The 24,304-nt window shown below is 59.4% G+C and carries 24 protein-coding genes; 18 read left to right on the forward strand and 6 right to left on the reverse strand.

The features are described from left to right. The first annotated feature begins 126 nt into the window (after nucleotides 1-126). From aat to infA, 3 genes are all read left to right on the forward strand, one after another. Nucleotides 127-879, forward strand: coding sequence for a leucyl/phenylalanyl-tRNA--protein transferase (gene aat / locus L861_RS07545; protein ID WP_016416458.1), 753 nt, complete (start codon nucleotides 127-129; stop codon nucleotides 877-879). After that, nucleotides 869-1,606 carry an arginyltransferase gene (locus L861_RS07550; RefSeq protein WP_016416459.1) on the forward strand — a complete coding sequence of 246 codons (738 nt, stop codon included), beginning with the start codon at nucleotides 869-871 and terminating at the stop codon, nucleotides 1,604-1,606. The genes aat and L861_RS07550 overlap by 11 nt, the downstream gene beginning before the upstream one ends. A gap of 111 nt (nucleotides 1,607-1,717) precedes the next feature. Beyond that, nucleotides 1,718-1,936 (forward strand): translation initiation factor IF-1, encoded by a 219-nt coding sequence (gene infA / locus L861_RS07555; protein ID WP_013332816.1) that lies wholly within the window; start codon nucleotides 1,718-1,720, stop codon nucleotides 1,934-1,936. A 114-nt stretch (nucleotides 1,937-2,050) separates the two neighbouring features. Here the strand turns inward: infA and clpA are convergent, their stop codons facing one another. The 3 genes from clpA to icd all read right to left on the reverse strand — a co-directional run bounded on the left by clpA (nucleotide 2,051) and on the right by icd (nucleotide 6,270). After that, on the reverse strand, nucleotides 2,051-4,318 hold the full coding sequence (gene clpA / locus L861_RS07560; protein ID WP_016416460.1) for an ATP-dependent Clp protease ATP-binding subunit ClpA: 2,268 nt from the start codon (nucleotides 4,316-4,318) through the stop codon (nucleotides 2,051-2,053). A 135-nt stretch (nucleotides 4,319-4,453) separates the two neighbouring features. Next, nucleotides 4,454-4,792, reverse strand: a complete 339-nt coding sequence (clpS, locus tag L861_RS07565; RefSeq protein ID WP_144063025.1) for an ATP-dependent Clp protease adapter ClpS — start codon at nucleotides 4,790-4,792, stop codon at nucleotides 4,454-4,456. A 221-nt stretch (nucleotides 4,793-5,013) separates the two neighbouring features. Beyond that, nucleotides 5,014-6,270 carry an NADP-dependent isocitrate dehydrogenase gene (gene icd, locus L861_RS07570; protein WP_016416462.1) on the reverse strand — a complete coding sequence of 419 codons (1,257 nt, stop codon included), beginning with the start codon at nucleotides 6,268-6,270 and terminating at the stop codon, nucleotides 5,014-5,016. Nucleotides 6,271-6,384: 114 nt separating this feature from the next. On the opposite strand from icd, the gene L861_RS07575 reads away from it, so the two are divergent. The 9 genes from L861_RS07575 (at nucleotide 6,385) to L861_RS07615 (ending at nucleotide 15,488) form a co-directional block, all read left to right on the forward strand. Then, complete coding sequence (locus tag L861_RS07575; RefSeq protein ID WP_016416463.1) at nucleotides 6,385-6,990, forward strand: pseudouridine synthase; 606 nt, start codon at nucleotides 6,385-6,387, stop codon at nucleotides 6,988-6,990. Continuing rightward, nucleotides 6,987-7,436: an NUDIX domain-containing protein gene (locus tag L861_RS07580; protein WP_016416464.1), complete on the forward strand. Its 450-nt coding sequence runs from the start codon at nucleotides 6,987-6,989 to the stop codon at nucleotides 7,434-7,436. The genes L861_RS07575 and L861_RS07580 overlap by 4 nt, the downstream gene beginning before the upstream one ends. Before the next feature lie 276 nt (nucleotides 7,437-7,712). Beyond that, a complete protein-coding gene (mnmA, locus tag L861_RS07585) occupies nucleotides 7,713-8,822 on the forward strand; it encodes a tRNA 2-thiouridine(34) synthase MnmA (RefSeq protein WP_016416465.1) in 1,110 nt (369 codons plus the stop codon). Further along, nucleotides 8,819-9,463, forward strand: coding sequence for a high frequency lysogenization protein HflD (gene hflD / locus L861_RS07590; RefSeq protein WP_016416466.1), 645 nt, complete (start codon nucleotides 8,819-8,821; stop codon nucleotides 9,461-9,463). Before mnmA ends, hflD begins: the two co-directional genes overlap by 4 nt. Nucleotides 9,464-9,504: 41 nt before the next feature. Next, entirely contained in the window at nucleotides 9,505-10,869 is a 1,365-nt protein-coding gene (gene purB, locus L861_RS07595; protein WP_016416467.1) for an adenylosuccinate lyase, read from the forward strand. Nucleotides 10,870-11,161: 292 nt separating this feature from the next. Continuing rightward, nucleotides 11,162-12,382, forward strand: coding sequence for a cupin domain-containing protein (locus L861_RS07600; protein WP_016416468.1), 1,221 nt, complete (start codon nucleotides 11,162-11,164; stop codon nucleotides 12,380-12,382). Next, complete coding sequence (locus L861_RS07605) at nucleotides 12,379-12,819, forward strand: GNAT family N-acetyltransferase (RefSeq protein WP_016416469.1); 441 nt, start codon at nucleotides 12,379-12,381, stop codon at nucleotides 12,817-12,819. Before L861_RS07600 ends, L861_RS07605 begins: the two co-directional genes overlap by 4 nt. Nucleotides 12,820-13,223: 404 nt before the next feature. Continuing rightward, nucleotides 13,224-14,822, forward strand: coding sequence for an isocitrate lyase (locus tag L861_RS07610; RefSeq protein WP_016416470.1), 1,599 nt, complete (start codon nucleotides 13,224-13,226; stop codon nucleotides 14,820-14,822). A gap of 198 nt (nucleotides 14,823-15,020) precedes the next feature. Beyond that, nucleotides 15,021-15,488 (forward strand): outer membrane lipoprotein, encoded by a 468-nt coding sequence (locus tag L861_RS07615; protein WP_016416471.1) that lies wholly within the window; start codon nucleotides 15,021-15,023, stop codon nucleotides 15,486-15,488. Between the two features lie 80 nt (nucleotides 15,489-15,568). Here L861_RS07615 and L861_RS07620 read toward each other — a convergent pair whose 3' ends face one another. After that, nucleotides 15,569-15,853 carry a hypothetical protein gene (locus tag L861_RS07620; protein WP_016416472.1) on the reverse strand — a complete coding sequence of 95 codons (285 nt, stop codon included), beginning with the start codon at nucleotides 15,851-15,853 and terminating at the stop codon, nucleotides 15,569-15,571. A gap of 227 nt (nucleotides 15,854-16,080) precedes the next feature. Here L861_RS07620 and L861_RS07625 point away from each other — a divergent pair, with 227 nt between their 5' ends. Next, nucleotides 16,081-16,563 carry an FKBP-type peptidyl-prolyl cis-trans isomerase gene (locus tag L861_RS07625; RefSeq protein ID WP_016416473.1) on the forward strand — a complete coding sequence of 161 codons (483 nt, stop codon included), beginning with the start codon at nucleotides 16,081-16,083 and terminating at the stop codon, nucleotides 16,561-16,563. Nucleotides 16,564-16,619: 56 nt separating this feature from the next. Here L861_RS07625 and nikR read toward each other — a convergent pair whose 3' ends face one another. Further along, on the reverse strand, nucleotides 16,620-17,033 hold the full coding sequence (gene nikR / locus L861_RS07630; protein ID WP_016416474.1) for a nickel-responsive transcriptional regulator NikR: 414 nt from the start codon (nucleotides 17,031-17,033) through the stop codon (nucleotides 16,620-16,622). Between the two features lie 139 nt (nucleotides 17,034-17,172). On the opposite strand from nikR, the gene L861_RS07635 reads away from it, so the two are divergent. The 5 genes from L861_RS07635 to L861_RS07655 are packed head-to-tail and all read left to right on the forward strand — an operon-like array spanning nucleotide 17,173 to nucleotide 22,027. After that, complete coding sequence (locus tag L861_RS07635) at nucleotides 17,173-18,765, forward strand: ABC transporter substrate-binding protein (protein WP_016416475.1); 1,593 nt, start codon at nucleotides 17,173-17,175, stop codon at nucleotides 18,763-18,765. Continuing rightward, on the forward strand, nucleotides 18,756-19,739 hold the full coding sequence (locus L861_RS07640; RefSeq protein WP_016416476.1) for an ABC transporter permease: 984 nt from the start codon (nucleotides 18,756-18,758) through the stop codon (nucleotides 19,737-19,739). The genes L861_RS07635 and L861_RS07640 overlap by 10 nt, the downstream gene beginning before the upstream one ends. Continuing rightward, the gene (locus L861_RS07645) at nucleotides 19,736-20,581 is read left to right on the forward strand and encodes an ABC transporter permease (protein WP_016416477.1); all 846 of its coding nucleotides are present in this window, start codon (nucleotides 19,736-19,738) and stop codon (nucleotides 20,579-20,581) included. The genes L861_RS07640 and L861_RS07645 overlap by 4 nt, the downstream gene beginning before the upstream one ends. Further along, nucleotides 20,578-21,414, forward strand: a complete 837-nt coding sequence (locus tag L861_RS07650; protein WP_016416478.1) for an ATP-binding cassette domain-containing protein — start codon at nucleotides 20,578-20,580, stop codon at nucleotides 21,412-21,414. The genes L861_RS07645 and L861_RS07650 overlap by 4 nt, the downstream gene beginning before the upstream one ends. Further along, the gene (locus tag L861_RS07655; protein ID WP_016416479.1) at nucleotides 21,407-22,027 is read left to right on the forward strand and encodes an ABC transporter ATP-binding protein; all 621 of its coding nucleotides are present in this window, start codon (nucleotides 21,407-21,409) and stop codon (nucleotides 22,025-22,027) included. The genes L861_RS07650 and L861_RS07655 overlap by 8 nt, the downstream gene beginning before the upstream one ends. A gap of 10 nt (nucleotides 22,028-22,037) precedes the next feature. Here the strand turns inward: L861_RS07655 and L861_RS07660 are convergent, their stop codons facing one another. Further along, complete coding sequence (locus tag L861_RS07660) at nucleotides 22,038-24,263, reverse strand: dihydrolipoyl dehydrogenase family protein (protein ID WP_051149319.1); 2,226 nt, start codon at nucleotides 24,261-24,263, stop codon at nucleotides 22,038-22,040. Nucleotides 24,264-24,304 lie beyond the last annotated feature (41 nt).

The raw sequence follows: 24,304 nt of genomic DNA on the forward strand, positions 1-24,304 counted from the left end.
TCTTCCGTGGTCCATCTGGCGCCATCATACCGAGGCTTTGGCCCGGGGCACAGGGGGGCCTGATATGCTTGAGACACCGATCAAACCCGGTCACACTTACCTTGTTACCATGATGGCGACGACGCGATGCTACCTTGGCTTTCTCCAGAACGCGTACAGTTCCCCGACGTCGAACAGGCGCTGGATGAACCCGATGGTCTGCTCGCGGCAGGCGGGGCCTTGACGCCCGACTGGTTGCTGGGGGCTTACCGACAGGGGGTCTTCCCTTGGTTCAGCGATGGCCAACCCATCCTGTGGTGGAGCCCCAACCCCCGCATGGTGCTGTTTCCCGAAGAGATACGCATTCGCCGCAGCTTGGCCAAACGCCTACGTAACGCCGGCTTTCGGGTCAGTATCGACCAGGATTTCCCCGCCGTCATCGACGCCTGCGCTACCAGCCGTGCCTATATGGAAGGTACCTGGATCACTCACGAGATGCAGCTAGCCTATCTGAGGCTGCATGACTTGGGATATGCCCATTCGGTGGAAGTCTGGCACAACAAGACACTTGTTGGAGGCCTTTACGGTGTCGCTCTGGGCAATATGTTCTTCGGCGAATCAATGTTTTCGCGCGTAAGCGACGCGTCGAAGGTCGCTCTGGTGCACCTGGCCCGGCATCTCCAGGCACGCGGTGGCGGGCTGATCGACTGTCAGATGCACACTCAGCACTTGGCCTGGATGGGCGCGCGAGATATCGCTCGCCGCGACTTCATCGACTATCTTGACAGGTATGTCCAGCAGGGCCCTCGAACCTTTGTTCAGAGGTCGAGCGAACGCCCGGCCGGACCACCGGATGCGATACACGCCACCATTCAAGGAGACGGCAATCGTGAGCAGTAGAGCTCCGCAACAGCCGGTGCGGGATCTGCGGTTCTTCCTGACGGTTCCCCATGCCTGCAGCTACCTGGAAGGGCGTGAGGCCACCACGCTGTTCCTCGACCCCCAGGAGTCTCCCGGCCAGGGCGTCTACGATGCCTTGTCGCTACTCGGTTTTCGCCGTAGTGGACGGCACCTGTATCGCCCACATTGCGAGGGCTGCAGTGCCTGTGTCTCAGTACGCATTCCTGTCACCGAGTTTCAGCCTAGCCGCAGCCAACAGCGGACCATCAAGCGAAACACTGACCTGACGGTCCGCGAACGCCCGGCAAGCTTCTACATTGAGCATTATGAGCTCTACGCACGGTATATCCGTACCCGTCATGCCGATGGCGACATGTATCCCCCTAGCCACGAGCAATATCGGACGTTCCTGACCCTCGATCATCCTTATGCCCGGCTGTTCGAGTTTCGTCTCGACGGCCAGTTGCTGGCCGTAGCCTCCGTCGACATACTGGGGCATGGTCTATCAGCCATTTATACCTTCTTCGATCCCTCTCCCCACTTCAATCGACGCTCGCTGGGCACCTATGCGGTACTCAAGATGATTGACCTCGCCGAGCAGCGGGGATTGCCCCATGTCTATCTCGGTTACTGGATTCGCGAATGTCGCAAGATGAATTACAAGCGAGATTTCCAGCCTCTGGAATATCTAGATGGTCGCCATTGGCGTCGCCTGGTGCCACTATGATCAAGGTTTTTGCCTTGACGGCCGGCATGCGGCACAATACCGCGCTATCTTGATTAACGTCCTATCATGACGTTAACGAGCGACATCATCGAGTAACGAGGAATCGCCTATATGGCACGTGAAGATCACATCGAAATGGAAGGCGTCGTCGTCGACACCCTTCCCAACACCATGTTCCGCGTCGAGCTGGAAAACGGCCACGTGGTTACCGCCCATATTTCGGGCAAGATGCGCAAGAACTACATCCGCATTCTCACCGGCGACAAGGTCAAGGTCGAGCTGACTCCCTATGATCTGTCGAAGGGTCGCATCGTCTATCGCTCACGCTGAGCCCTTCCGATCCCTCACGCCCGAACGGCGCGACACCAGAGCACAATAAAAAAGACGCCCCGTCATTGTCGACAGGGCGCCATGCCATGGAGCTGCTCACGCAGGCAAGGTCAGTCAGGCCACCTCGGCCTCGGTGGCCAAGTGTAGCTCGCCACCTTCCACGGTGACATGCACGACACCGCCATGCTCGGCCAACTCGCCGAACAGGATCAGTTCCGCCAGTGGCTTCTTGAGCTTGTCCTGGATCAGGCGAGTCATGGGACGCGCCCCCATCTCGGGGTCGTAACCCTGTTCCGCCAACCAGCCTCGCGCTTGCTCGTCGACGTCGAGCTGCACGCGCTTCTCGTCGAGTTGGGCCTGCAATTCGACCAGGAACTTGTCGACTACGTTGCGCACCACCGATGGCGCCAGGCCATGGAACTGGATGATGCCATCCAGGCGGTTGCGAAACTCCGGTGAGAAGGTCCTGCGAATCGTTTCCATAGCGTCGGTGGAGTGATCCTGGGTCTGGAAGCCAATGGAACGCCGTGCGATTTGCTCAGCGCCGGCATTGGAAGTCATGATCAGGATCACGTGACGGAAGTCCGCTTCACGACCGTTGTTGTCGGTGAGCCGTCCGTGGTCCATTACCTGCAACAGTAGGTTGAAGACTTCCGGGTGTGCCTTCTCGATCTCGTCGAGCAGCAGCACGCAGTGCGGCTGCTTGGTGATCGCCTCAGTCAACAGACCGCCCTGGTCATAGCCGACATAGCCGGGAGGCGCACCGATCAACCGCGACACGGTGTGACGCTCCATATACTCGGACATGTCGAAGCGTACCAGTTCGATACCCATCAGCGCTGCCAACTGGCGAGCCACCTCTGTCTTGCCGACCCCGGTGGGGCCAGAGAACAGGAAGCTGCCCACCGGCTTGTCCGGTGACTTGAGGCCAGCCCGCGACAGCTTGATTGCCGCTGACAGACTGGAGATGGCCTCGTCCTGACCAAACACCAGCATCTTGAGATCGCGCTCGAGATTCTCGAGCAGTTTGCGGTCGGAGCTGCTGACGCTCTTCGGCGGTATTCGCGCAATGGACGCCACCACCGCCTCGACCTGTTCAACGCCAATGGTATCGACTCGGACTTCCGGCGGCAGCAACCGCTGATGAGCCCCAGCTTCATCGATGACGTCAATGGCCTTGTCAGGCAGATGGCGATCGTTGATATAGCGATCGGCCAGCCGTACCGCGCTCTCCAGCGCTCCGTCGGTGTACTTGAGTCGGTGATGCTCCTCGAAACGGCCGCGCAGTCCCTTGAGGATACGGATGGTATCTTCCACCGATGGCGCCATGACATCGACTTTCTGGAAACGCCGAGCCAGCGCACGATCCTTTTCGAAGATGCCACGGAACTCATGGAAAGTGGTCGAACCGATGCAACGCAGTTCTCCGGATGAGAGCAACGGCTTGAGCAGGTTGGAAGCGTCCATCACGCCACCTGATGCTGCCCCGGCACCGATAACAGTATGGATCTCATCGATGAACAAAATCGAGTTGGGCTGTTTCTTGAGTTCTGCCAACAGACTCTTGAGGCGCTTCTCGAAGTCACCACGGTATTTGGTACCCGCGAGTAAGGCTCCCATGTCCAGCGAGTAGACCACCGCATCGCCGATCACCTCAGGAACATCTTCTTCGACGATACGCTTGGCCAGCCCCTCGGCAATGGCCGTCTTGCCGACGCCGGCTTCGCCCACCAGCAGCGGGTTGTTCTTGCGCCGCCTAGCGAGAATCTGTACCACTCTCTCGAGCTCGTGATCACGACCGATCAATGGATCGATCTTGCCCAGTCGAGCCTGCTCGTTGAGGTTGGTGGCATATCCCGTCAGTGGATGGGCACTGCCTTCACTTACACCATCTTCAGCGTCTTCGGCGTCCGGAGAAGGTGACGACGGATTCTGCCCATGCCCTGACACCTTGGAGATGCCATGCGCGATGTAGTTGACCGCATCCACGCGGGCCACATTCTGCTGCTTGAGGAAATAGACCGCCTGGCTTTCCTGTTCAGAGAAGATGGCCACCAGCACATTGGCTCCGGTCACTTCACTCTTGCCGGAAGATTGGACATGAAAGACCGCACGTTGCAGCACCCGCTGGAAGCCCAGCGTCGGCTGAGTCTCACGATCGCTTTGATCCTCTGGAATCAGCGGCGTGGTGGAGTTGATGAAATCCTGCAGATCTGTGCGCAGCTTGTCGAGGTTGGCCCCACAGGCACGCAATACGTCCGCCGCAGAGGCATTGTCCAGCAGAGCCAACAGCAGGTGCTCCACGGTCATGAACTCGTGACGCTTGGAACGCGCCACGGTAAAGGCCGTGTTCAGGGTCAGTTCAAGTTCTTTGCTCAGCATGGCAGTCCCCTTCTAGCCGCCTAGGGCATCGGTCGGCACTTTCAAAAACCGGCATTCTCACCATCGGGCACAATTGCGGGTTTGGCAAGCCGCTCTTGCGCCGGCCAGTCGCCCTGACATTCACCATGCCAGGCGTCAGTCGGCCTTGTCGATATCGCATAGCAGTGGATGCTGGCACTCTCTGGCATATTGATTGACCTGATGGCTTTTGGTTTCCGCAATGTCGCGAGTAAAGATTCCACAGGTCGCCTTGCCTTGAGTATGCACCGCCAGCATCACCTGTACGGCCTTCTCACTGTCCATGTTGAAGAAGGTTTGCAACACTTCGACCACAAATTCCATGGGTGTGAAGTCATCGTTATGCAGTATCACCTTATATAGGGGTGGTTCGGCCAATTCCGGCTCGGCGGGATCCACGGCCACTTGGCCGTCGTCCTCCTCTTGCGGCGCCGTGGGTCGCGTCATCCCCGCCATCACCCATCTCAAATCAGGCTCGTCTATCTTGAACATAAGAGGCGCTATCCATCTTCACAAGCCAGTTGGCACCCTCGGCATCAACTCTGGTTGGACGCCTGATACCTCCCGGGGGTTCATTAACAAAGATGCGTCCACCATCGCGACTCTGCAAGCCCCCTGGACGCAAAAAGGCCCTCGCCCGCCAAGCGGGCAAGGGCCTTGCCACCGCCACACGTGGATTACATGTTGTCAGCGACGGCCTGTCCGAATTCGGAGCACTTCAGCAGCACGGCCTTTTCCATCACGCGGTGGAAGTCGTAAGTGACCTCACCCTTGGCAATCGCCTTCTCCATGCCCCGAAGCACCAAGTCGGCAGCCTCGATCCACCCCATGTGACGCAACATCATCTCGGCGGAGAGAATCAGTGAGCCGGGGTTGACCTTGTCCTGGCCAGCATACTTGGGCGCAGTGCCATGGGTTGCCTCGAACATGGCTACAGCGTCGGCCAGGTTAGCCCCGGGTGCAATACCGATACCGCCGACTTCAGCCGCCAGAGCGTCGGAGAGGTAGTCACCGTTGAGGTTCAGGGTAGCGATCACGTCGTATTCGGCCGGACGCAGCAAAATCTGCTGCAGCATGGCGTCGGCGATGACATCCTTGACCACGATCTGCTTGCCAGTGTTTGGGTTCTTGAAGGTCATCCAAGGGCCGCCGTCGAGAGGCTCGGCGCCGAACTCGTCACGCGCCACCTGATACCCCCAGTCCTTGAAGGCACCCTCGGTGAACTTCATGATGTTACCCTTGTGCACCAGAGTCAGCGACTCACGATCGTTGTCCACGGTGTACTGCAGGGCCTGGCGCACCAGACGCTTGGTGCCTTCCTCGGAGACCGGCTTGACGCCAATGCCACACATCTCGGGGAAGCGGATGTTGGTCACACCCATTTCTTCACGCAGGAACTTGATGACCTTGTCGGCTTCCGGAGTACCAGCCTTCCACTCGACACCGGCATAGATGTCCTCGGAATTCTCACGGAAGATCACCATGTCGACATCGGCGGGGTTCTTGACCGGGCTGGGCACGCCTTCGAACCAGCGTACCGGGCGCAGACAAACATAGAGGTCGAGCTTCTGGCGTAGAGCCACGTTCAAGGAGCGGATGCCACCACCCACCGGTGTGGTCAGCGGCCCCTTGATGGACACCACGTAATCCTTGACGGCTTCCAGGGTCTCGTCGGGCAGCCAAGTGTCGGCGTCGTAGACCTGGGTGGCCTTCTCGCCGGCATAGACTTCCATCCAGTGGATCTTGCGCTCGCCGTTGTAAGCTTTCTGCACGGCCGCATCGATCACGATCTTCATGGCCGGCGTAACGTCGATACCGATACCGTCACCCTCGATGAACGGGATGACCGGCTCGTTCGGCACGTTCAGGGTGTTGTCGGCGTTGATGGTAATCTTTTCGCCGCCTTCAGGGACGACAATTTTCTGGAACCCCATTGAGAACTCCCCTGTGGTGTGTTCAGTGGAGCGCGGAGTATAGCATCGAGGCCACCGATCAGAGTAGGCTTGAAGCTGGATTTGTCGACAATCAATGGTAATAGCCCAAGCCCGATGAGCGCGCTGTATCTCTTGCACAAACCCTTTCGCATGCTGTCGCAGTTTACTGATCGCGATGGCCGTGCCACCCTGGCCGGTGTCATCGAGGTGCCCGGCATCTATCCAGCCGGTCGTCTCGATTACGACTCGGAAGGTCTGCTGCTGCTCAGCGACGACGGCGATTTGATTCACCGTATCGCCCATCCTCGCCATAAACAGCCAAAAACCTACTGGGTGCAGGTGGAGGGCGAACCCGACAATAAGGCCTTGAATTCCCTGCGCCGGGGAGTGACGCTAAACGATGGCCCAACCCGCCCAGCCCAGGTACGGCGGCTCGCCTCTCCCCAAGTGGCTGAACGCCAGCCGCCGGTACGTCATCGCGAGCACCTGCCTACCACTTGGCTGGAACTTACCATCAGCGAGGGCCGCAATCGCCAGGTACGACGCATGACCGCCCATGTCGGTTATCCGACATTACGCTTGATCCGGGTGGCCATCGGCCCCTGGCGTCTGGATGGCCTGGCGCCTGGTCAATGGCGCCGCGAGATCTTGCATGCGCCGATTGCCGCTAGCACTCGCCAAGGTCGCCATTCATCTTCAGCAGGCCGGAGGCGCCGATGAAACGCTGGACCCCTAGAGTCACCGTGGCCACTGTGGTCGAACGTGCCGGACGCTACCTGCTGGTCGAGGAGGACCATGGCGGCCCCTTTACCCTGCTCAACCAGCCAGCCGGTCACTTGGAACCGGGTGAGACGCTACTGGAAGCCGCCGAACGCGAGGTGCGCGAGGAAAGTGCCTGGCGCGTGGGTATTACCGATTATCTGGGCCTATATGTCCATGAAGCGCAAGCCGGACTAACCTTTCATAGCCACAGTTTCGTCGGCATGGCATTGGCGCATCTCGGCAACGAGTTGGACCCTAATATCCTTGCCATCCACTGGCTGACCTTCGACGAAATCGAAGACCTCGATCGCGCTGGGCGCCTACGCAGCCCATTGGTACTGCGGCGTGTTCGCGATGCCCGGTTGGGAAGGGTGTTCCCGATGGACGTGATTCACGAACGCTAAAAGGAAGAAGGAAGAAGGAAGAAGGAAGAAGGAAGAAGGAAGAGCAGTGTGAGGGTATTAATGCGCTAGCTACAAGGGGTTTTCTTCCCTCTTCAAGGCACGAAGTGCCGTCTTCTTTCTTATATCTTCTAGCTTCAAGGCACGAAGTGCCGTCTTCCTACTTCCAGCGGCGAAGCCGCGTCTTCCAACTTCAAGCTTTTCGCTCATTTCGGCTCGAAACCAAGATAAGGTATAATCGCGCCCCATTTGACGTCACCCCAATCTCCGAGAATGCGTATGTCATCCACGGGCAAGGTCATCGTCGGCATGTCCGGCGGTGTCGACTCCTCCGTCTCCGCACTGTTGCTGCTCGAACAGGGCTATCAGGTCGAAGGCCTGTTCATGAAGAACTGGGACGAGGACGATGGCACTGAATACTGCACCGCCAAGGAAGATCTGGCGGATGCCCAAGCCGTGTGCGAAAAACTCGGCATCAAGCTACATACCGCCAACTTTGCAGCCGAATACTGGGATAACGTTTTCGAGCACTTTCTGGCCGAATACCGCGCCGGGCGCACGCCGAATCCCGACATCCTGTGTAACCGGGAAATCAAGTTCAAGGTGTTCCTGGAATATGCCGAAATGCTCGGTGCCGAAAAGATCGCCACCGGCCACTACGTACGCCAGGGCTTGCGTGATGGCCGACCGCGACTGCTCAAGGGACTGGATACCAACAAGGACCAGAGCTACTTCCTGCACGCGGTATCCGAGGCCGCTATCGCCCGTACCCTGTTCCCGGTGGGCGAGCTGGACAAGGGCGAAGTCCGTGCCATTGCCGAGCGCCATGGGCTGGCAACCGCACGCAAGAAGGACTCGACCGGTATTTGCTTCATCGGTGAGCGTCGCTTCCGCGACTTCCTGCAGCAGTATCTGCCGGCTCAGCCGGGCGTCATCGAGACGCCCGAAGGCGACGTCATTGGCGAGCACATGGGCTTGATGTACTACACCCTCGGCCAGCGTCAAGGGCTGGGGATTGGCGGCCTGGCCGATTACCCGGAAGAGCCTTGGTACGTTGCGGCCAAGAATCTCGACCGCAATGTACTGGTCGCTGTGCAAGGCAAACATCATTCTCTGTTATACAGCGATGCCCTGATCACCGAGCCAATGGACTGGGTGGCCGGCGAAGCGCCCGCAACCGAGGCCCACCTCACCGCCAAAACGCGCTATCGACAGGCCGACGTTCCTTGCCAGATACGCACCACCTCCGAGGGTGGTGTGGAAGTCGTGTTCGATACACCGCAACGCGCAGTCACTCCCGGCCAGTCGTTGGTTCTCTATGATGGCGAACTCTGTCTCGGCGGTGGGGTGATTCGTGAGACCTGGAAACGTTCGGAGCTTACTGCATGACCACCATCCCTATCCATCGCGCCCCGGACGATCCGATATCACGCCAGGCATTGGCCTTGGCCGGCGTTTTTCAAGCTGCCGGCGTGGTCGATGACCTCGCTCGCCATGGACAGGCTGACGAACGTTCCTGGACCACCCTGATTCGCGCCACTGTCGATACCAATCCGGAAAGCTTCGAGGCGATCTATGGCGGCCACCCCAACTACCTGCGTCAGGGGCTCGAGCTGCTCGATGCCGTAGTCGGTCGCAAGCAGGCCAATCCGGCCGTCCTGCGTTACGGCTTCTCACTGCTACTGTTGATGCAGAAGCTGCGCAAGAACGATGACATGCTGGACATGCTCGGCTCGCGTCTGACTCGTGTCCAGGGACAGGCAGAACATTTCGGCGATACCCACGAAAACGTGGTAGCCAGCCTCGGCGAGCTTTACCAGGACACGCTCTCGACCTTCAAGTACCGCATCGTGGTGCAGGGTGAACCATCGCTACTACAACAGCACATGATGCCCGAACGAGTGCGCGCCGCTCTGCTTGCTGGCGTGCGCTTTGCCCTGTTGTGGCATCAGCAAGGTGGGCGACGCTGGAAACTGATCTTCCAGCGCAATGCGCTCAAGAAGGCACTCGACCAGTTGAACCACGCCTGATTCCATTTCCCGTTATGCGATCATCCACGGAAACCTCAACCATGCAGCTCTCTTCATTGACCGCCTTGTCCCCCGTCGACGGCCGCTACGGCGCCAAGGCCGCGGCCCTTCGCGAACACTTCAGCGAGTTCGGCCTGATCCGAGCCCGCGTCACTGTCGAGGTGCGCTGGCTCGAGGCGTTGGCCGCTCACCCGAAGATCACGGAAGTCCCCCCCTTGTCCGCTGAGGCCACGGCGTTTCTCAACGCTCTGGTACGTGATTTCTCTGAAACCGATGCGGCTCGCATCAAGGAAATCGAGCGCACCACCAATCATGATGTCAAAGCGGTGGAATACTTCCTCAAGGAAAAGATCGCCGACCAGTCCGAACTCCACGCCATCAGTGAGTTCGTGCACTTCGCGTGCACTAGCGAAGACATCAACAACCTCTCCCACGGCCTGATGCTCAAGGGCGGACTAGAGGTGCTGCTGCCGGTCATGCGCGAAGTGACCGAAGCGGTGGAAGCACTCGCCCATCAACATGCTGCCCTGCCGATGCTGTCACGCACCCATGGCCAGACGGCCAGCCCCACTACTCTGGGCAAGGAGATGGCCAACGTCGCCTACCGCCTGCGCCGTCAGTTGCAGCAGATCGAGTCGGTGGAAATCCTCGGCAAGATCAACGGTGCAGTGGGCAACTACAATGCGCATCTTGCTACCTATCCGGAGGTTGACTGGGCGGCCAATGCCAGCACCTTCGTCGAAAGCCTCGGACTGACCTTCAACCCCTACACTACCCAGATCGAGCCTCACGACTATATCGCGGAGCTGTTCGATGCTTTCTGCCGCTTCCATACCATCCTGATCGACTTCGACCGTGATGTCTGGGGCTACATCTCGCTGGGCTACTTCAAACAGCGGACTGTCGAGGGCGAAATCGGCTCTTCGACCATGCCGCATAAGGTCAACCCCATCGACTTCGAGAACTCCGAAGGCAACCTGGGGCTGGCCAACGCCATTCTTGGCCACCTGGCCCAAAAACTGCCGATCTCTCGTTGGCAACGCGACCTCACCGACTCCACGGTGCTGCGCAACCTGGGCGTGGGCCTGGCCTATGGCCTGATTGCCTACCAAGCGTCGTTAAAGGGCATCTCCAAGCTCGAGGCCAATCCTCAGCGCCTGGCTGAGGATCTCGACGCCAGTTGGGAAGTACTGGCCGAGCCGATTCAGACGGTGATGCGCCGCTACGGCATCGAAAAGCCCTACGAGAAGCTCAAGGAACTGACTCGTGGCAAGCGCATCGACCAAGCAGGCTTTGCCGCGTTCATCGACACGTTGGAATTGCCGGATCAGGTCAAGACCGAACTCAAGGCGCTGACACCGGCGACTTATATCGGCAATGCCGAGGAACAGGCTAGAAAGCTGTAAGCTATAAGCCGCAAGAAGGAAGAAGGAAGAAGGAAGAAGGAAGAAGGAAGAAGGAAGAAGGAAGAAGGAAGAAGGAAGGCAGTATGAGGGAGTTGGTGTACTAGTGCACAAGGATTTTTTCTTCCCTCTTCAAGGCACGAAGTGCCGTCTTCTTTCTTATATCTTCTAGCTTCAAGGCACGGAGTGCCGTCTTCCTACTTCCAACGGCGAAGCCGCGTCTTCCAGCTTCCAGGCGCGCAGCGCCGCTCTTCCAGCTCCGAGCTTATCTATAGCATTAACATCAGGTGGCCCCATGCCTTCCGATACCCCGCTGCAATTGCTAGGTGGCCTCACAGCCACTGAATTCCTGCGCGATTACTGGCAACGCAAGCCACTGCTGATACGTGGCGCCTACTCCGATTTTGAAAGCCCATTGGCCCCGGACGAGTTGGCGGGGCTGGCTTGCGAGGAAGGGGTCGAGGCGCGTCTGGTCGAGGAACACGGCAAGGCCGGTTCCTGGCAGGTCAGCCATGGGCCTTTCGATGAGGCCACCTTCGTGCGCCTACCAGAGCGCGACTGGACATTGCTGGTTCAAGCAGTGGATCACTACGTACCCGATGTCGCCGAACTGCTCGAGGATTTCACTTTCCTGCCACGCTGGCGGCTCGACGACATCATGATCAGCTATGCCCCACCAGGCGGTAGCGTCGGCCCACACGTCGACCAATACGATGTCTTCCTGCTACAGGCCAGCGGCCGGCGACATTGGCAACTGGGCGGCAAGGTCGATGACGACGCTCCGATTCTGGCCGGCATCGACCTGCGCATCCTCGAGCGCTTCGAGGTAGAAAACGGTCAGGATTGGGAACTGGAACCCGGCGACATGCTCTACCTGCCTCCGGGTTGGGCTCATCACGGCGTCAGCCAGTCCGACGACTGCATGACGATCTCGGTAGGTTTCCGTGCACCTTCTGCCGATGAAGCCATTACTTCCTTCGCCGATTACGTGGGTGAGGGGCTGCCAGCATCCCGTCGCTATGCCGATGGTGGCATGGCCCCTCCTGCCGATCCCAGCGAACTCGACGACGCCGCGCTCGAGCGCATGCGGCAGTTGATCCTCAGCGCGATTGACGATCCAACACAACTTGCCCAATGGTTCGGTCGTGTAATGACTCAGCCCAAGTATGTTGACCAACTCGTGCCTAACGAGACCCCCACTGAAGTCGAGGATCTTGTCACCGAACTACAGACTGGCGTCGAACTGGAGCGAACTCTGGGCTCGCGCTTTGCCTACCGCCTTCAGAACGATGGCCAAGCGACACTGTTCGTCGACGGCGATGGAATTGACTGTCCAGCAGATCTGGCCCGTGCTCTGGCCTCTCGAGTACCGATCGATACCGACATGCTGACCTACCCTGGCTCCGCCGAGCTACTCGCTCACTTGCTCGACCGCGGCAGCTTGAGCTGGCCGTCGGAGGAAGAGGAGGAGTACGGCCATCCGGATGATCCATGGGATGCGGAGGACGATGCGTGAGCAATACCCCTGCCCCCCTCTTCGTAGAGCATGGCGACTGGGCGACCCTTGGTCCTGTCGCCAGCGAGATTCGGCGTATCGTCTTCATCGAAGAGCAGGCCGTGCCTCGGGAAGAAGAGTGGGATCGACGCGACGGCGATTGCATCCACTTCCTGGCCTGGCAAGACAAGCGCGCCATCGGCACCGCCAGGCTGCTGCCGGACGGCCATATCGGCCGAGTCGCCGTGCTCCGCGATGCGCGTGGGCTCGGAGCTGGACAGCAACTGATGCAGGCCGCGATCGAGGTCGCGCGCCAGCAAGGACACGCCCATGTTGAACTCGCTGCCCAGACTCACGCCTTGGCATTCTATACCAACCTGGGCTTTGAAGCCTTCGGCGATGAATTTCTCGACGCCGGAATACCGCACCGCAACATGCGCCTCACGTTAGATAGTTGATTTCATCCTCTCCACTCCCTTCCAGCGAAAATTGACTACAGGAAAAGGGCATTGGCCAACCTTCTTGTAGTCAAACTACAACCCTTTCTGCCCCAAAGTAATAATTGCCAGTCCTCGCCGTTGTGGGCGATAGTGCTTATCAAGACAAGATTAAAACAAGTGTTTTACAACACTTCTGTAGTCGAGAATAAATATTTGTTTTATTTCTTGTCCCATTCGACCAAGGCAGCACAGACAGCCATGTCGATGTGGTCGAAGCTGTAAACATTTCGCAAGTGCAGCATAGCCCGAGAACACGCTGCCATGACCTTGGCAGATCGAGAGAGATGCTGGAACGAATCTTGGAGGCTGCACCCTGACTGCTGCTGGACGACCCTTACCGCTCACAAACGAAGGATGGCCCCATGTCTGCATACCAAGACGATCTCAAAGCGATAGCCCAATTACGCGAAGCCAAAAGCGGCAAGTGGGACAATATCAATCCCGAATACGTTGCCCGCATGAAGGCTCAGAATCGTTTCAAGACCGGCCTGGATATCGCTCGCTATACGGCTAAGATCATGCGCGAGGACATGGCCGCTTATGACGTCGACAGCTCTCGATACACTCAATCCCTGGGTTGCTGGCACGGCTTTATCGGCCAGCAAAAGCTGATCTCGATCAAGAAGCACTTCGGCGCTACCAAGCGTCGTTACCTCTACCTTTCAGGCTGGATGATTGCCGCACTGCGTAGCGAATTCGGCCCGCTTCCCGACCAGTCCATGCACGAGAAGACCAGCGTGCCCGGCCTGATCGAAGAGCTCTACACCTTCCTTCGCCAGGCCGACGCCTGGGAGCTCAACCACTTGTTTCGCGATCTGGAAGCGGCGAAAGAAGCGGGTGACAGCGCCAAGATGTCCGAACTCCAGGATAAGATCGACAACCACGAGACCCATGTGGTGCCGATCATCGCTGACATCGATGCCGGTTTCGGCAACGCCGAAGCCACCTATCTGCTGGCCAAGAGGATGATCGAGGCCGGTGCCTGCTGCATTCAGATCGAGAACCAGGTCTCCGATGAGAAGCAGTGTGGCCACCAGGATGGCAAGGTTACCGTGCCCCATGAGGACTTCCTGGCCAAGATCAATGCCGTGCGTTACGCCTTCCTGGAACTTGGTGTGGAAGACGGCGTCATCGTCGCTCGCACCGACTCCTTGGGTGCCGGCCTGACCCAGAAGATCGCGGTTACCAAGGAACCGGGCGATCTGGGCGACCAGTACAACAGTTTCCTCGATGGAGACGAGATCACTTCTGCCGCTGATATCGACAATGGCGACGTGGTGATCAAGCAGAACGGCAAACTGGTCAAGGTCAAGCGCTTCGCTTCCGGCCTCTACCAATTCAAGCAAGGCACTGGTGAGGATCGCGTGGTGTTGGACTGTATCACCAGCTTGCAGAACGGCGCCGACCTGCTGTGGATCGAGACCGAAAAACCCCACGTCGGTCAGATCAAGGGGATGGTCGACCGTATCCGCGCAGTGGTGCCGGACGCCAAGCTGGTCTACAACAATTCACCGTCCTTCAACTGGACCTTGAACTTCCGCCAGCAGGTATTCGATGCCTGGGAGAAGGAAGGCAAGGACGTGTCGGTTTACGATCGTGCCAATCTGATGAGCGCCGAATACGACGACACCGACCTGGGCAAGCTGGCCGACGAGTGGACGCGCAACTTCCAGCGCGACGCATCACGCGAGGCGGGCATTTTCCATCATCTGATCACGTTGCCGACCTACCACACGGCAGCCCTGTCCACCGACAATCTGGCCAAGGGGTACTTCGGTGACGACGGCATGCTGGCTTATGTGGCAGGCGTTCAACGCCGTGAGATTCGTGAAGGCATCGCCACCGTCAAGCATCAGGACATGGCCGGTTCCAATATCGGCGACGATCACAAGGAATTCTTCCACGGCGAAGCAGCACTGAAAGCCGGCGGCAAGGACAATACCATGAACCAGTTTGGGTAACGCTCGCGTGTCGATCCTTAGGGGCCCGAACAGGCGCCCCTTTTTTGTGTTTCGCCTTTTCCTTATTGTTTGTCATTTCCCGGCGTTACACTATGCACAAAGCGCTGGTCCAAAAGACCAAGAGTCGATAAACTATTTGGAAACAGTGTTCCTTAACTTCTGTCTTGCCCATCAAGTGCCCTAGGCGCAGGAGGATCCATGAAACGTCTTCTTCCCATTCTGGCCATCGGCCTGCTGACTCTGGCAGGCTGCGCCAATACCGCTCCCTACTCCGGCGATGTTTATCGAGGAAGCCAGGCCCAAACTGGTCAGACTGTCAGCTACGGTACCATCGTCGCCCTGCGCCAAGTGCAGATTCAGGCCGACAACCCCCAAGGCAACGTGGTCGGTGGCTTGGGCGGCGCGGTGATTGGCGGCCTGTTGGGTAATCAGATCGGTGGTGGCTCAGGCCGCACCTTGGCAACCGCCGCTGGCGCCATCGGTGGCAGCGTGGCCGGTAGCAAGATCGAGGATCGCGCCAACCGCACTACTGCCTGGGAAATGGAAATCCGTCGTGACAGAGGCGACAACGTGATCGTGGTCCAAAAGGCAGATCGCGCCTTCCAGGTCGGCCAGCGTGTGCGCCTGATCGGCAGCGGCGCCAACTTGAGTGTCGCCCCCTACTGAGCAGGGCCGTCACGCTCTCACACGACGAAGCCCGCGAGAATTCTCGCGGGCTTCCTTCTTTATCCAGGACATTCAGTGCTTCAAGAGTGCTTACCCTTCTTCAGGAACAGATCAAACACTTTCTTGATAACCCAGCCTATCACCGCCAGCACGATCAATGTCAGCAGCATATCAACGGGGTGTACGATGGCTGTAGCCCCCAATACGGCAAGGGCAGGACACCATATCCAACGTTCGTCGCTCTTGGACTTCAACGGTCCCGGTAAATGGCGTTCGAAGAAAGAACCCAACGGCCCATTCCACCCCTTGAGGGTCATATACAAGATCACAGCGAAGGCGATCAGCCAAATCAAGGTCACGATCATGGAGCTGGCTCCAAGTAATGGGTGAGTACCACAGACGGAAAGTGCCGGGCACGAAAATTCTGTCTGGTAGGTTATCCCTGCCCTGAGACCCACGCAACCATCGTCCGATGGGTTGAATCAACATCATGATTGGCAGGACAAAACTGAAAAATTCCCCGATGCCCCTGACAGCCTCGGTAATGGCACGTTACCATGGTATAGACATGCACTCACCGAAAGGTCCCTTAATGCAAATTGCGCAGAATTCCGTTGTCGCGTTCCACTACACCCTGACCAATGATGCAGGTGAGGTGCTGGACAGTTCGGAAGGCCGTGAGCCGCTGACGTACCTCCATGGCGCCGGCAACATTATCCCTGGTCTGGAAAAGGAACTGGAAGGTCGTGAGAACGGTGACAAGCTGCAAGTCACCGTGGCCCCTGCTGAAGGCTATGGCGAGACCCAGCCATCACTGGTCCAGGAAGTTCCTCGCGATGCCTTCCAGGGTGTTGAGGAAGTACAGCCGGGCATGCAATTCCAGGCACAGACCCAAGGCGGCCCGCTGATGGTCACCGTGACCAAGGTCGAGGGCGATACCGTGACCGTGGATGGTAACCATCCGTTGGCTGGTCAAACCTTGAACTTCGATGTCGAAATCGCCAGCGTTCGCGAAGCCAGTCAGGAAGAGCTCGAACACGGCCATGTGCACGGCGAAGGTGGCGTCGAGCACTGAGGGACTTCCCTGAACTCCGATGCCCAGCCGTGACCGGCTGGGCATCGGAGCGGTCTTTAGTTCGGTGCCTGTTCCTCTGGTACCAGCACTAACTGCCCGTATCGCACGCTGCGTTCGGTAGTAACTTGAGCTGAGAAGTCCTGCAGTTCGCTCGCATTCCCCTTGAGTACCGCCACTTCCAGGCAACTGTCATGGTCGAGATGTACATGTAGCGTCGATACCGTGAGATGGTGGTGCTCATGGGAGTGGCGTGTCAGTCGTTTCGATAGCTCCCTGGCGCTATGGTCGTAGACGTAGACCAATGCGCCTACGCAGCGCTGATCCGACTCACTTTGCAACGTCATGTCCTTTAGCCCCGCCCGCGCCAAGTCCCGAATTGCCTCGGAGCGATTCTGATAACCGCGATACTCGATCAGGCGGTCCAGATCCTCCATCAGGTCATCGTCCAAGGTGACCGTTACCCGCTGCATAGTGTCTCCTGAGCCTTGTCAGTATGATGTTTCTAGCTAGACATCATACTCGTTGAACTTTAGGGTAATAAAAAAACCTCGCGTTCGCGCATGGCAAGCACGACGTAGCCACCTGACAACAAAATATCAAGGGACACTCATGCCAAGACGCTTTGTCTTCTGGCCAGCCAGCGTGGCTATCTGCTTGAGCTTCACTTTCCCCCTACCCGTCCTGGCCAAGGATGAGCTGGTGTTGGCCATCGGCGGTGAGCCCGACCAAGGCTATGACCCCCTGCTCGGCTGGGGTCAATATGGCCATCCACTGTTCCAATCGACACTACTGGTGCGCCGTGCCGACCTCAGTTCCAAGCCTGACCTGGCAACCGCTTGGTCACTATCCGACGATCGCCTGACCTGGACCCTCGAGCTGCGTGACGACGTGCGATTTTCCGACGGTTCGCCATTGACTGCTACCGATGTCGCCTTCACCTTCAACCAGGCGGCGAAGGCCGGTGGGCGCGCCGACCTGAGCGTGCTCCAGCATGCTAGAGCACTCGACGACCGCCATGTACGACTGACACTCAAGGAACCACGCATCACCTTCGTCGAAAGCTTCTACACCTTAGGCATCGTGCCGGCGGCAGGGCGCGATAACGGTTATCACGACAGCTATGGACGTCAGCCGCTCGGTTCTGGCCCTTACCAGTTGGTGGAGTGGCAGGAAGGCGAGCAACTCATCGTCGAGCGCAACCCTTACTTCCATGGCCCAACACCAGCCTTCGAGCGTCTGGTATTCCTGTTCACCGGCGAAGATACCACGCTGGCGGCGGCCAATGCCGGGCGTCTCGATGTCGCCGCGGTGCCGCCGGCACTGGCAGGCCAGCCGCCCACGGGCATGTATCCACTCGAGATGGAAACGGTCGACAATCGCGGCATCCTGTTCCCTATGCATCCCGATGATGGTGAGCGCCGCGGCACAGGGGCACCGATCGGCAACGACGTGACCGCTGACCCGGCCATTCGCCATGCCATCAACCTTGCCCTGGATCGCGAGATGCTGGTCGAAGTCGCGTTGCACGGCCATGGCCGCCCGGCTTACGGCCCTGCCGATGGCTTGCCATGGTCGAATCCTGAGGATCAGATCGAGGATGCCAATCCCGAAGCCGCTATCGCACTACTCGAGGACGCCGACTGGCGGTTGGGAGACAATGGCCTGCGCCACAAGAATGGCCAGACCGCACGCTTTCGACTGACTTACCCGGCATCAGACTCGACCCGGCAGATGCTCGCCGAGGTGGTGGCCGCAATGCTCACCCCGCTGGGTATCGAAGCACAACCGACAGGCCGTCACTGGGACGAAATCGAACGCGAGGCCTTGCATCGCGATGCCATCCTGTTCGGCTGGGGTAGCCATAGCCCACAGGAAATCTACTACCTCTACCATAGTCAGCATGCGGGGCAGGCATTCTATAACGCCGGCGACTACGCCAACGCCACGGTCGACGACTACCTGGATGCCGCCCAACAGGCAGCCAGTTTTGAAGACTCCCTTTCCCTATGGCAAAAGGCCCAGTGGGACGGCGAGACTGGCTATGGCATGCGTGGCGATGCTGCTTGGGCCTGGCTGGTCAATCTCGAGCATGTCTACTACGTCGACGAGTGCCTCGATCTCGGAGAATTACCGATAGCCCCCCACGGCCATGGTTGGCCACTCACCGCCAGCTTGCTGGACTGGCAATGGGAATGCGACTGATCGCCCGGTTCACTGCTCGATGCGGCCGACTGCTGCTGGTGTTGGCGGCAGTCGCTGTGGCCGCTTTCAGCCTGATCCAGGCATCGCCAATCGATCCAGTAGACGCCTACCTGGGGCCGCAAGTGGCCCAGGTCAGCCCCGAGCAACGGACTCTGATTGCTGAACGCTGGGGTTTCGACGACCCTGCAGCTGTTCAGTTCGTCAAATGGGCACGCAACCTGGCCAATGGCGAGTTGGGCTGGAGCCATGTCTACAACGCTCCGGTAAGTGACATCATCGCCAGCCGCTTCCGCGCATCCCTATCGTTATTGGCAATTGCTTGGCTGGGTTCGACGCTCCTGGGGTTCGCTCTCGGGGTGATCGCCGGCTCTCACGAAGGCTCCCTCGCCGACCGTCTGATTCGCCTCTACAGCTACACGCTAGCCTCTACCCCAATCTTCTGGCTGGCCATTGCAGTGCTGCTGCTGTTCTCGGTAGGACTGGGCTGGACCCCGGTGTGCTGTGCCAGCCCACCTGGCATGTTGCGGGCAGACGTCGATTGGCTGACCAGGTTGCACCACCTGCTCCTGCCAGCACTGACCTTGTCATTGCTGGGTGTCGCGCAGATTGCCCTGCATACCCGTGCACGCATGCTCGAACTGATGCGCTCCGACATCGCCCTTTATGCCCTGGCCCAGGGTGCCACACGACGCGATATTGCTTGGCGTCACGGCGCCCGTCATGCCTGTCTACCAGCCCTGACGCTGGCCTTGGCATCGTTGGGAGAACTGTTCGGCGGCTCGATCCTGGTCGAGCAGGTCTTTGCCTACCCTGGGCTCGGACAAGCGACTGTCGAGGCTGGTTTGCGCAGCGACATCCCACTGCTGCTCGCCATCGCTCTGTTTACCACGCTGTTCGTCAGCCTGGGGAACGCTTTCGCCGACCTACTCTACCGCTGGGTGGACCCACGACTGCGCGAGGAGGTCCGTCCATGATGCCCTCCGTTACTGCCACACTTCGTTTCGACAATCGACGCCTGCGCACTCTGCTGATCGCGCTGGCGACGCTACTGGCCCTGGGACTGGTACTGACCGGGAGCGCCCTGCTCGGCGAGCAAGCCACACGGCCGGACTTCCAGGCCCGACTGCTGCCACCAGGTATCGATCACTGGTTCGGCACCGATACATTGGGGCGCGATCTATTCTCCCGCACGATCGAGGGATTGTCCCTGAGCCTGTGGGTGGGCCTGCTGGCCGCAGGGCTGGGCACTTTGGTGGCGCTGGTACTGGCTGTCATTTCGACACTGGGACGCCCCTTCGATGCCGCGGTAGGATTGCTGGTAGACATGATCCTGGGGCTGCCGCATCTGGTGCTGCTGATTCTGATCGCCTTTGCCTTGGGTGGTGGCACTCAGGCGGTGATCGTCGCCGTGGCCCTGACCCATTGGCCACGCCTGACCCGGCTGCTGCGTGCCGAACTACTGCAGATCATCAATGCCGACTACGTGCGCCTGTCGTACCACTTCGGCAAGTCACACGGTTTCGTGCTGTTCCATCATGTGCTGCCGCACCTGATGCCCCAGTGTCTGGTCGGTTTCCTGCTGTTGTTTCCCCACGCCATATTACATGAGGCGGCACTTACCTTCCTCGGCTTTGGGCTGACGCCAGGCCAACCCGCCATCGGTGTACTGCTGGCTGAATCGCTGCGCTACCTGAGTGCCGGTCATTGGTGGTTGGGGGTGTTTCCAGGCTTGGGGCTGTTGCTCACTGTGCTCATCTTCGACCGTCTCGGTGCCAGTATGCAGGCATTGTTCACCCCCCGCGAGGCTCAAACATGAAAGCACTGCTTGCTGTCGATGCCCTATCGCTGTCGTTTCAGCGCTATTCGGGTTGGTTCCGGCGTCATGCCGTGCCCTGCCTGAACGACGTCTCGCTAACGGTCGTGCCTGGCGAGGTGCATGCAGTGGTGGGAGCCTCCGGCGCCGGCAAGAGCCTGATGGCCTGGGCAGTGATGGGTCTGCTGCCGGCCAACGCTCATTTATCGGGCACGCTGAATTTCGATGGACTGCCACTAGATGCCGAACGCCTGGCAGCGCTGCGCGGCAAGTGCCTGGCACTGATTCCCCAGTCGATCGCTGCTCTCGATCCACTGGTGCGAAGCGGTCGTCAGGTCCGTTGGTCGGCCCGTCGTGCCGGCATCGCTGCTCATCGAACCCCCCATATCGCCCGCCAAACGCTGAGCCGCTATGGTCTGGCAACTGACGTCGAACAAGCCTACCCGCATACGCTCTCCGGTGGCATGGCACGCCGAGTGCTGCTGGCCATGGCCACCGCCGGTGACGCCGACTTGCTGATCGCCGACGAGCCCACTACCGGTCTGGATCCGTGCAATCGCCAGCGCGTGCTGGACTACCTGCGCGAGCTGGCCGATGCAGGGAAAGGTATCCTGCTGATCACCCACGATCTCCAGCATGCCCTGACGGTAGCCAATAGGGTCACGGTATTCCACGCTGGCACGACACTGGAAACAGCACCCAGCGATGCCTTCGACGGTCAAGGTGAACGGCTGACCATGCCCTATACTCGTGCACTGTGGCAAGCGCTGCCGAGCAATGGTTTCCAGGCACCCGCCCGGGAGCGGACACATGAGGAGGTGCTGAGCCTTGCTTAGTGCCAGTGCACTCCGCTACTGCCATGACCGGCATCGCGACCCAGTAATCGACAGCGTGTCGTTACGCGTCAAGGCTGGTGAAATCGTCGGCCTGACAGGCGATTCCGGGGCAGGCAAGTCGACCTTGGGCCGCCTACTGGCTGGTCTTCTTCGCCCCCAGGCCGGCCGCATAGAACTCGATGGTACTCCCCTGCCTCGACACGGCCTGCAGCCGGTGCAGTTATTGATGCAAACGCCCGAACTGGCAGTGAACCCGCGCTGGCGGATCGAGCGCATCCTGCACGAGGCCTGGACACCCGACACCACATTGCTGGAGGCCCTCAGCATTCGTCGCGACTGGTACTCGCGCTTTCCCCATGAACTTTCCGGCGGCGAACTGCAACGGGTGACAGTGGCCCGCGCCCTGGCACCCGGAGTACGCTACCTGATCGCCGACGAAATTTCCTCGATGCTCGATGCCCTGACCCAAGCCGAGCTATGGCATGCCCTGTTGCAGGTCGTTGCCAGCCGCCGCATGGGAATGCTGGTCATCAGTCACGACGCTGCCTTGTTATCACGAGTTGCCAACCGCTGCTACCGGCTCAATGCTGGACAGCTAGATGCCCTGGCCTGATCCCGCCGGGTCACACCCTACCGTCGTGTCCACGCAAGCTCTCGCGAATGTCCTCGAGCGGGCCACTGCGCCGTCGCCAGGCAAAGTAGCGCGCTAGCCAGCCCAGCACTCGCTCGGGTTTATGGGCATTCTTCCATACGCCGGCCGTGGCCTTTGCGGCTTCCGACAATGTCGGGTAAGGGTGAACGGTCCCCAGTAGCTTGTTCAGGCCGATGCCTTGGGTCATCGCCAAGGTGAACTCACCGAGCAACTCTCCGGCACCGTGACCGACGATACTTACCCCTAGCAGGCGATCCTTGCCGGGCACTGTCAGTACCTTGACGAAGCCCTGCTTGCGGCCGTCGGCGATGGCACGATCAAGCTCGCTGAAGTCGTAGCGTGTGACCTCGTATTCGATGTTACGCTGCCTGGCCTCACGTTCACTGATCCCCACCCGCGCCACCTCGGGTTCAGTGAAGGTCACCGCCGGCAGGTTGCGGTAATCGACGGCAAAACGCTTGAAATCGCCAAACAAGGCATTGACCGTGGCGTGCCAGGCTTGATGGGCGCTGGCATGCGTCAGTTGGTAAGGGCCAGCGACATCGCCACACGCCCAGATATTGGGATGCAGACTGCGCAGGGTCTCGTCGACATCCAAGGTGCCGTCAGCCCGAGTCGCGATATCCAAGGACTCGAGGCCTAGCCCCTCGACCACCGCCTCGCGCCCCACCGCTACCAACAGTCGGTCAAAAACCAACCGTTCCGTTTTTACCCCCTGTTCATCGTCACGCTCGATCACCAATACCTTGCCGCTGTCGCTGTCGCTGTCGCTGAGGCTGGGCCCCGGTTCGATACGCAGCGCTTGAGCGCCAAGACACAAGCTAACGCCCTCGTTCTCCAGACGAAGTGCCAACTGGGCGGCGATATCACGATCCTCGCGTGGCAATAGCTGCGGAGCCATTTCCACCAGCGTTACGCGGCTACCCAGACGAGCGAAGCTCTGGCCCAACTCACAGCCTATGGGTCCGCCACCCAGCACCACCAAACGCTCAGGCAGCGATTCGAGCTGCCACAGGTTGTCCGAGGTCAGTACCTTGATGTCATCCATCCCCGGCAATTCAGGGAGTTTTGATCGCGCCCCGGTGGCGATGATCACATGACGTGTGGTCAGCACCCGCTGGCCGACCCGCACTTCCCAGGGCGTCAACAGCTTGGCCCCGCCCTGGATCACCTCCACGCCCAGATCGCGATAGCGCTCGGCGCTATCATGCGGCTCCACCTCGCGTATCGACTGGTGCACGTGTTCCATGACCGCGGTGAAATCGATGCGCGGCTCGCCCGCCTCAATACCGAAGCGCTTGGCATCACGAACTTCCTGAGCCACTCGCGCAGCCCGGATCAGTGCCTTGGACGGCACACAGCCAGTATTCAGGCAATCGCCACCCATCCGGTCACGCTCGACCAGAGCGACCCGCGCCTTGAGTGCAGCACCGATATAACTGGCCACCAGTCCCGCCGAACCTGCCCCGATCACCACGATGTCATAGTCGAATCCGGCGGGCTTGCCATACTCGCGTGCCATGCGCCGGCGTTTGGCATAATCCACACCGCGCCGAGCCAGAAGCGGGAAGATACCGATCAGGGCAAAAGAGACGATCAACCCCGGCGAGAGGATGCCGCCCAGCGATTCGAGCTCACCCAGTTCACGCCCGGCGTTCACGTACACCGCGGTACCCGGCAACATCCCAACCTGGCTAACCCAGTAGAAGGTCCAGGTACGCATACGCGTCAACCCCAGAACCAGATTGATGACGAAGAACGGAAATAGCGGAATCAAGCGCAAGGTGAACAGATAGAAGGCACCTTCGCGGGCGATACCACGGTTGACGCTCTCGAGCTGGCGAGAGAAGCGTCGCTCGACTGGGGTTCGCGCCAGGGTGCGAGCAATCAGAAACGCCAATGTCGCCCCGAGGCTACTGGCAAAGGAGATGATCAATAGCCCCCAACCCAGCCCGAATAGGGCGCCCCCCAACACTGTCAACAATGTTGCACCAGGCAGCGACAAGGCGGCCATGACCACATAGATGGCAAAGAAGCCGCCGGCCACGGTGAACGGAGCTTCGGCAAACAAGGCCTGGAAACGTGCCTGTTCGGCCTTGAGGTTGTCCAGCGTCAGGGCCTCATGAGCCCCGCTGGCGAAGAATACCGCGATTACCACGACGATGACGGCAATGATGATAAGTCGTTGGCGCTTCAAGACGAACACTCCCTCGATCGATCTGGGGCGGCACCCCGAAA

The sequence above is a fragment of the Litchfieldella anticariensis FP35 = DSM 16096 genome, from assembly GCF_000409775.1.
Lineage (GTDB): Bacteria > Pseudomonadota > Gammaproteobacteria > Pseudomonadales > Halomonadaceae > Litchfieldella > Litchfieldella anticariensis.

Bases quoted from the DNA above. Each gene is read 5' to 3' on its own strand.
- aat (WP_016416458.1), top strand. From the start codon at position 127: ATGCTACCTTGGCTTTCTCCAGAACGCGTACAGTTCCCCGACGTCGAA.
- infA (WP_013332816.1), top strand. From the start codon at position 1,718: ATGGCACGTGAAGATCACATCGAAATGGAAGGCGTCGTCGTCGACACC.
- clpA (WP_016416460.1), bottom strand. From the start codon at position 4,318: ATGCTGAGCAAAGAACTTGAACTGACCCTGAACACGGCCTTTACCGTG.
- clpS (WP_144063025.1), bottom strand. From the start codon at position 4,792: ATGGCGGGGATGACGCGACCCACGGCGCCGCAAGAGGAGGACGACGGC.
- icd (WP_016416462.1), bottom strand. From the start codon at position 6,270: ATGGGGTTCCAGAAAATTGTCGTCCCTGAAGGCGGCGAAAAGATTACC.
- L861_RS07575 (WP_016416463.1), top strand. From the start codon at position 6,385: ATGAGCGCGCTGTATCTCTTGCACAAACCCTTTCGCATGCTGTCGCAG.
- L861_RS07580 (WP_016416464.1), top strand. From the start codon at position 6,987: ATGAAACGCTGGACCCCTAGAGTCACCGTGGCCACTGTGGTCGAACGT.
- mnmA (WP_016416465.1), top strand. From the start codon at position 7,713: ATGTCATCCACGGGCAAGGTCATCGTCGGCATGTCCGGCGGTGTCGAC.
- hflD (WP_016416466.1), top strand. From the start codon at position 8,819: ATGACCACCATCCCTATCCATCGCGCCCCGGACGATCCGATATCACGC.
- purB (WP_016416467.1), top strand. From the start codon at position 9,505: ATGCAGCTCTCTTCATTGACCGCCTTGTCCCCCGTCGACGGCCGCTAC.
- L861_RS07600 (WP_016416468.1), top strand. From the start codon at position 11,162: ATGCCTTCCGATACCCCGCTGCAATTGCTAGGTGGCCTCACAGCCACT.
- L861_RS07610 (WP_016416470.1), top strand. From the start codon at position 13,224: ATGTCTGCATACCAAGACGATCTCAAAGCGATAGCCCAATTACGCGAA.
- L861_RS07615 (WP_016416471.1), top strand. From the start codon at position 15,021: ATGAAACGTCTTCTTCCCATTCTGGCCATCGGCCTGCTGACTCTGGCA.
- L861_RS07620 (WP_016416472.1), bottom strand. From the start codon at position 15,853: ATGATCGTGACCTTGATTTGGCTGATCGCCTTCGCTGTGATCTTGTAT.
- L861_RS07625 (WP_016416473.1), top strand. From the start codon at position 16,081: ATGCAAATTGCGCAGAATTCCGTTGTCGCGTTCCACTACACCCTGACC.
- nikR (WP_016416474.1), bottom strand. From the start codon at position 17,033: ATGCAGCGGGTAACGGTCACCTTGGACGATGACCTGATGGAGGATCTG.
- L861_RS07635 (WP_016416475.1), top strand. From the start codon at position 17,173: ATGCCAAGACGCTTTGTCTTCTGGCCAGCCAGCGTGGCTATCTGCTTG.
- L861_RS07640 (WP_016416476.1), top strand. From the start codon at position 18,756: ATGCGACTGATCGCCCGGTTCACTGCTCGATGCGGCCGACTGCTGCTG.
- L861_RS07645 (WP_016416477.1), top strand. From the start codon at position 19,736: ATGATGCCCTCCGTTACTGCCACACTTCGTTTCGACAATCGACGCCTG.
- L861_RS07650 (WP_016416478.1), top strand. From the start codon at position 20,578: ATGAAAGCACTGCTTGCTGTCGATGCCCTATCGCTGTCGTTTCAGCGC.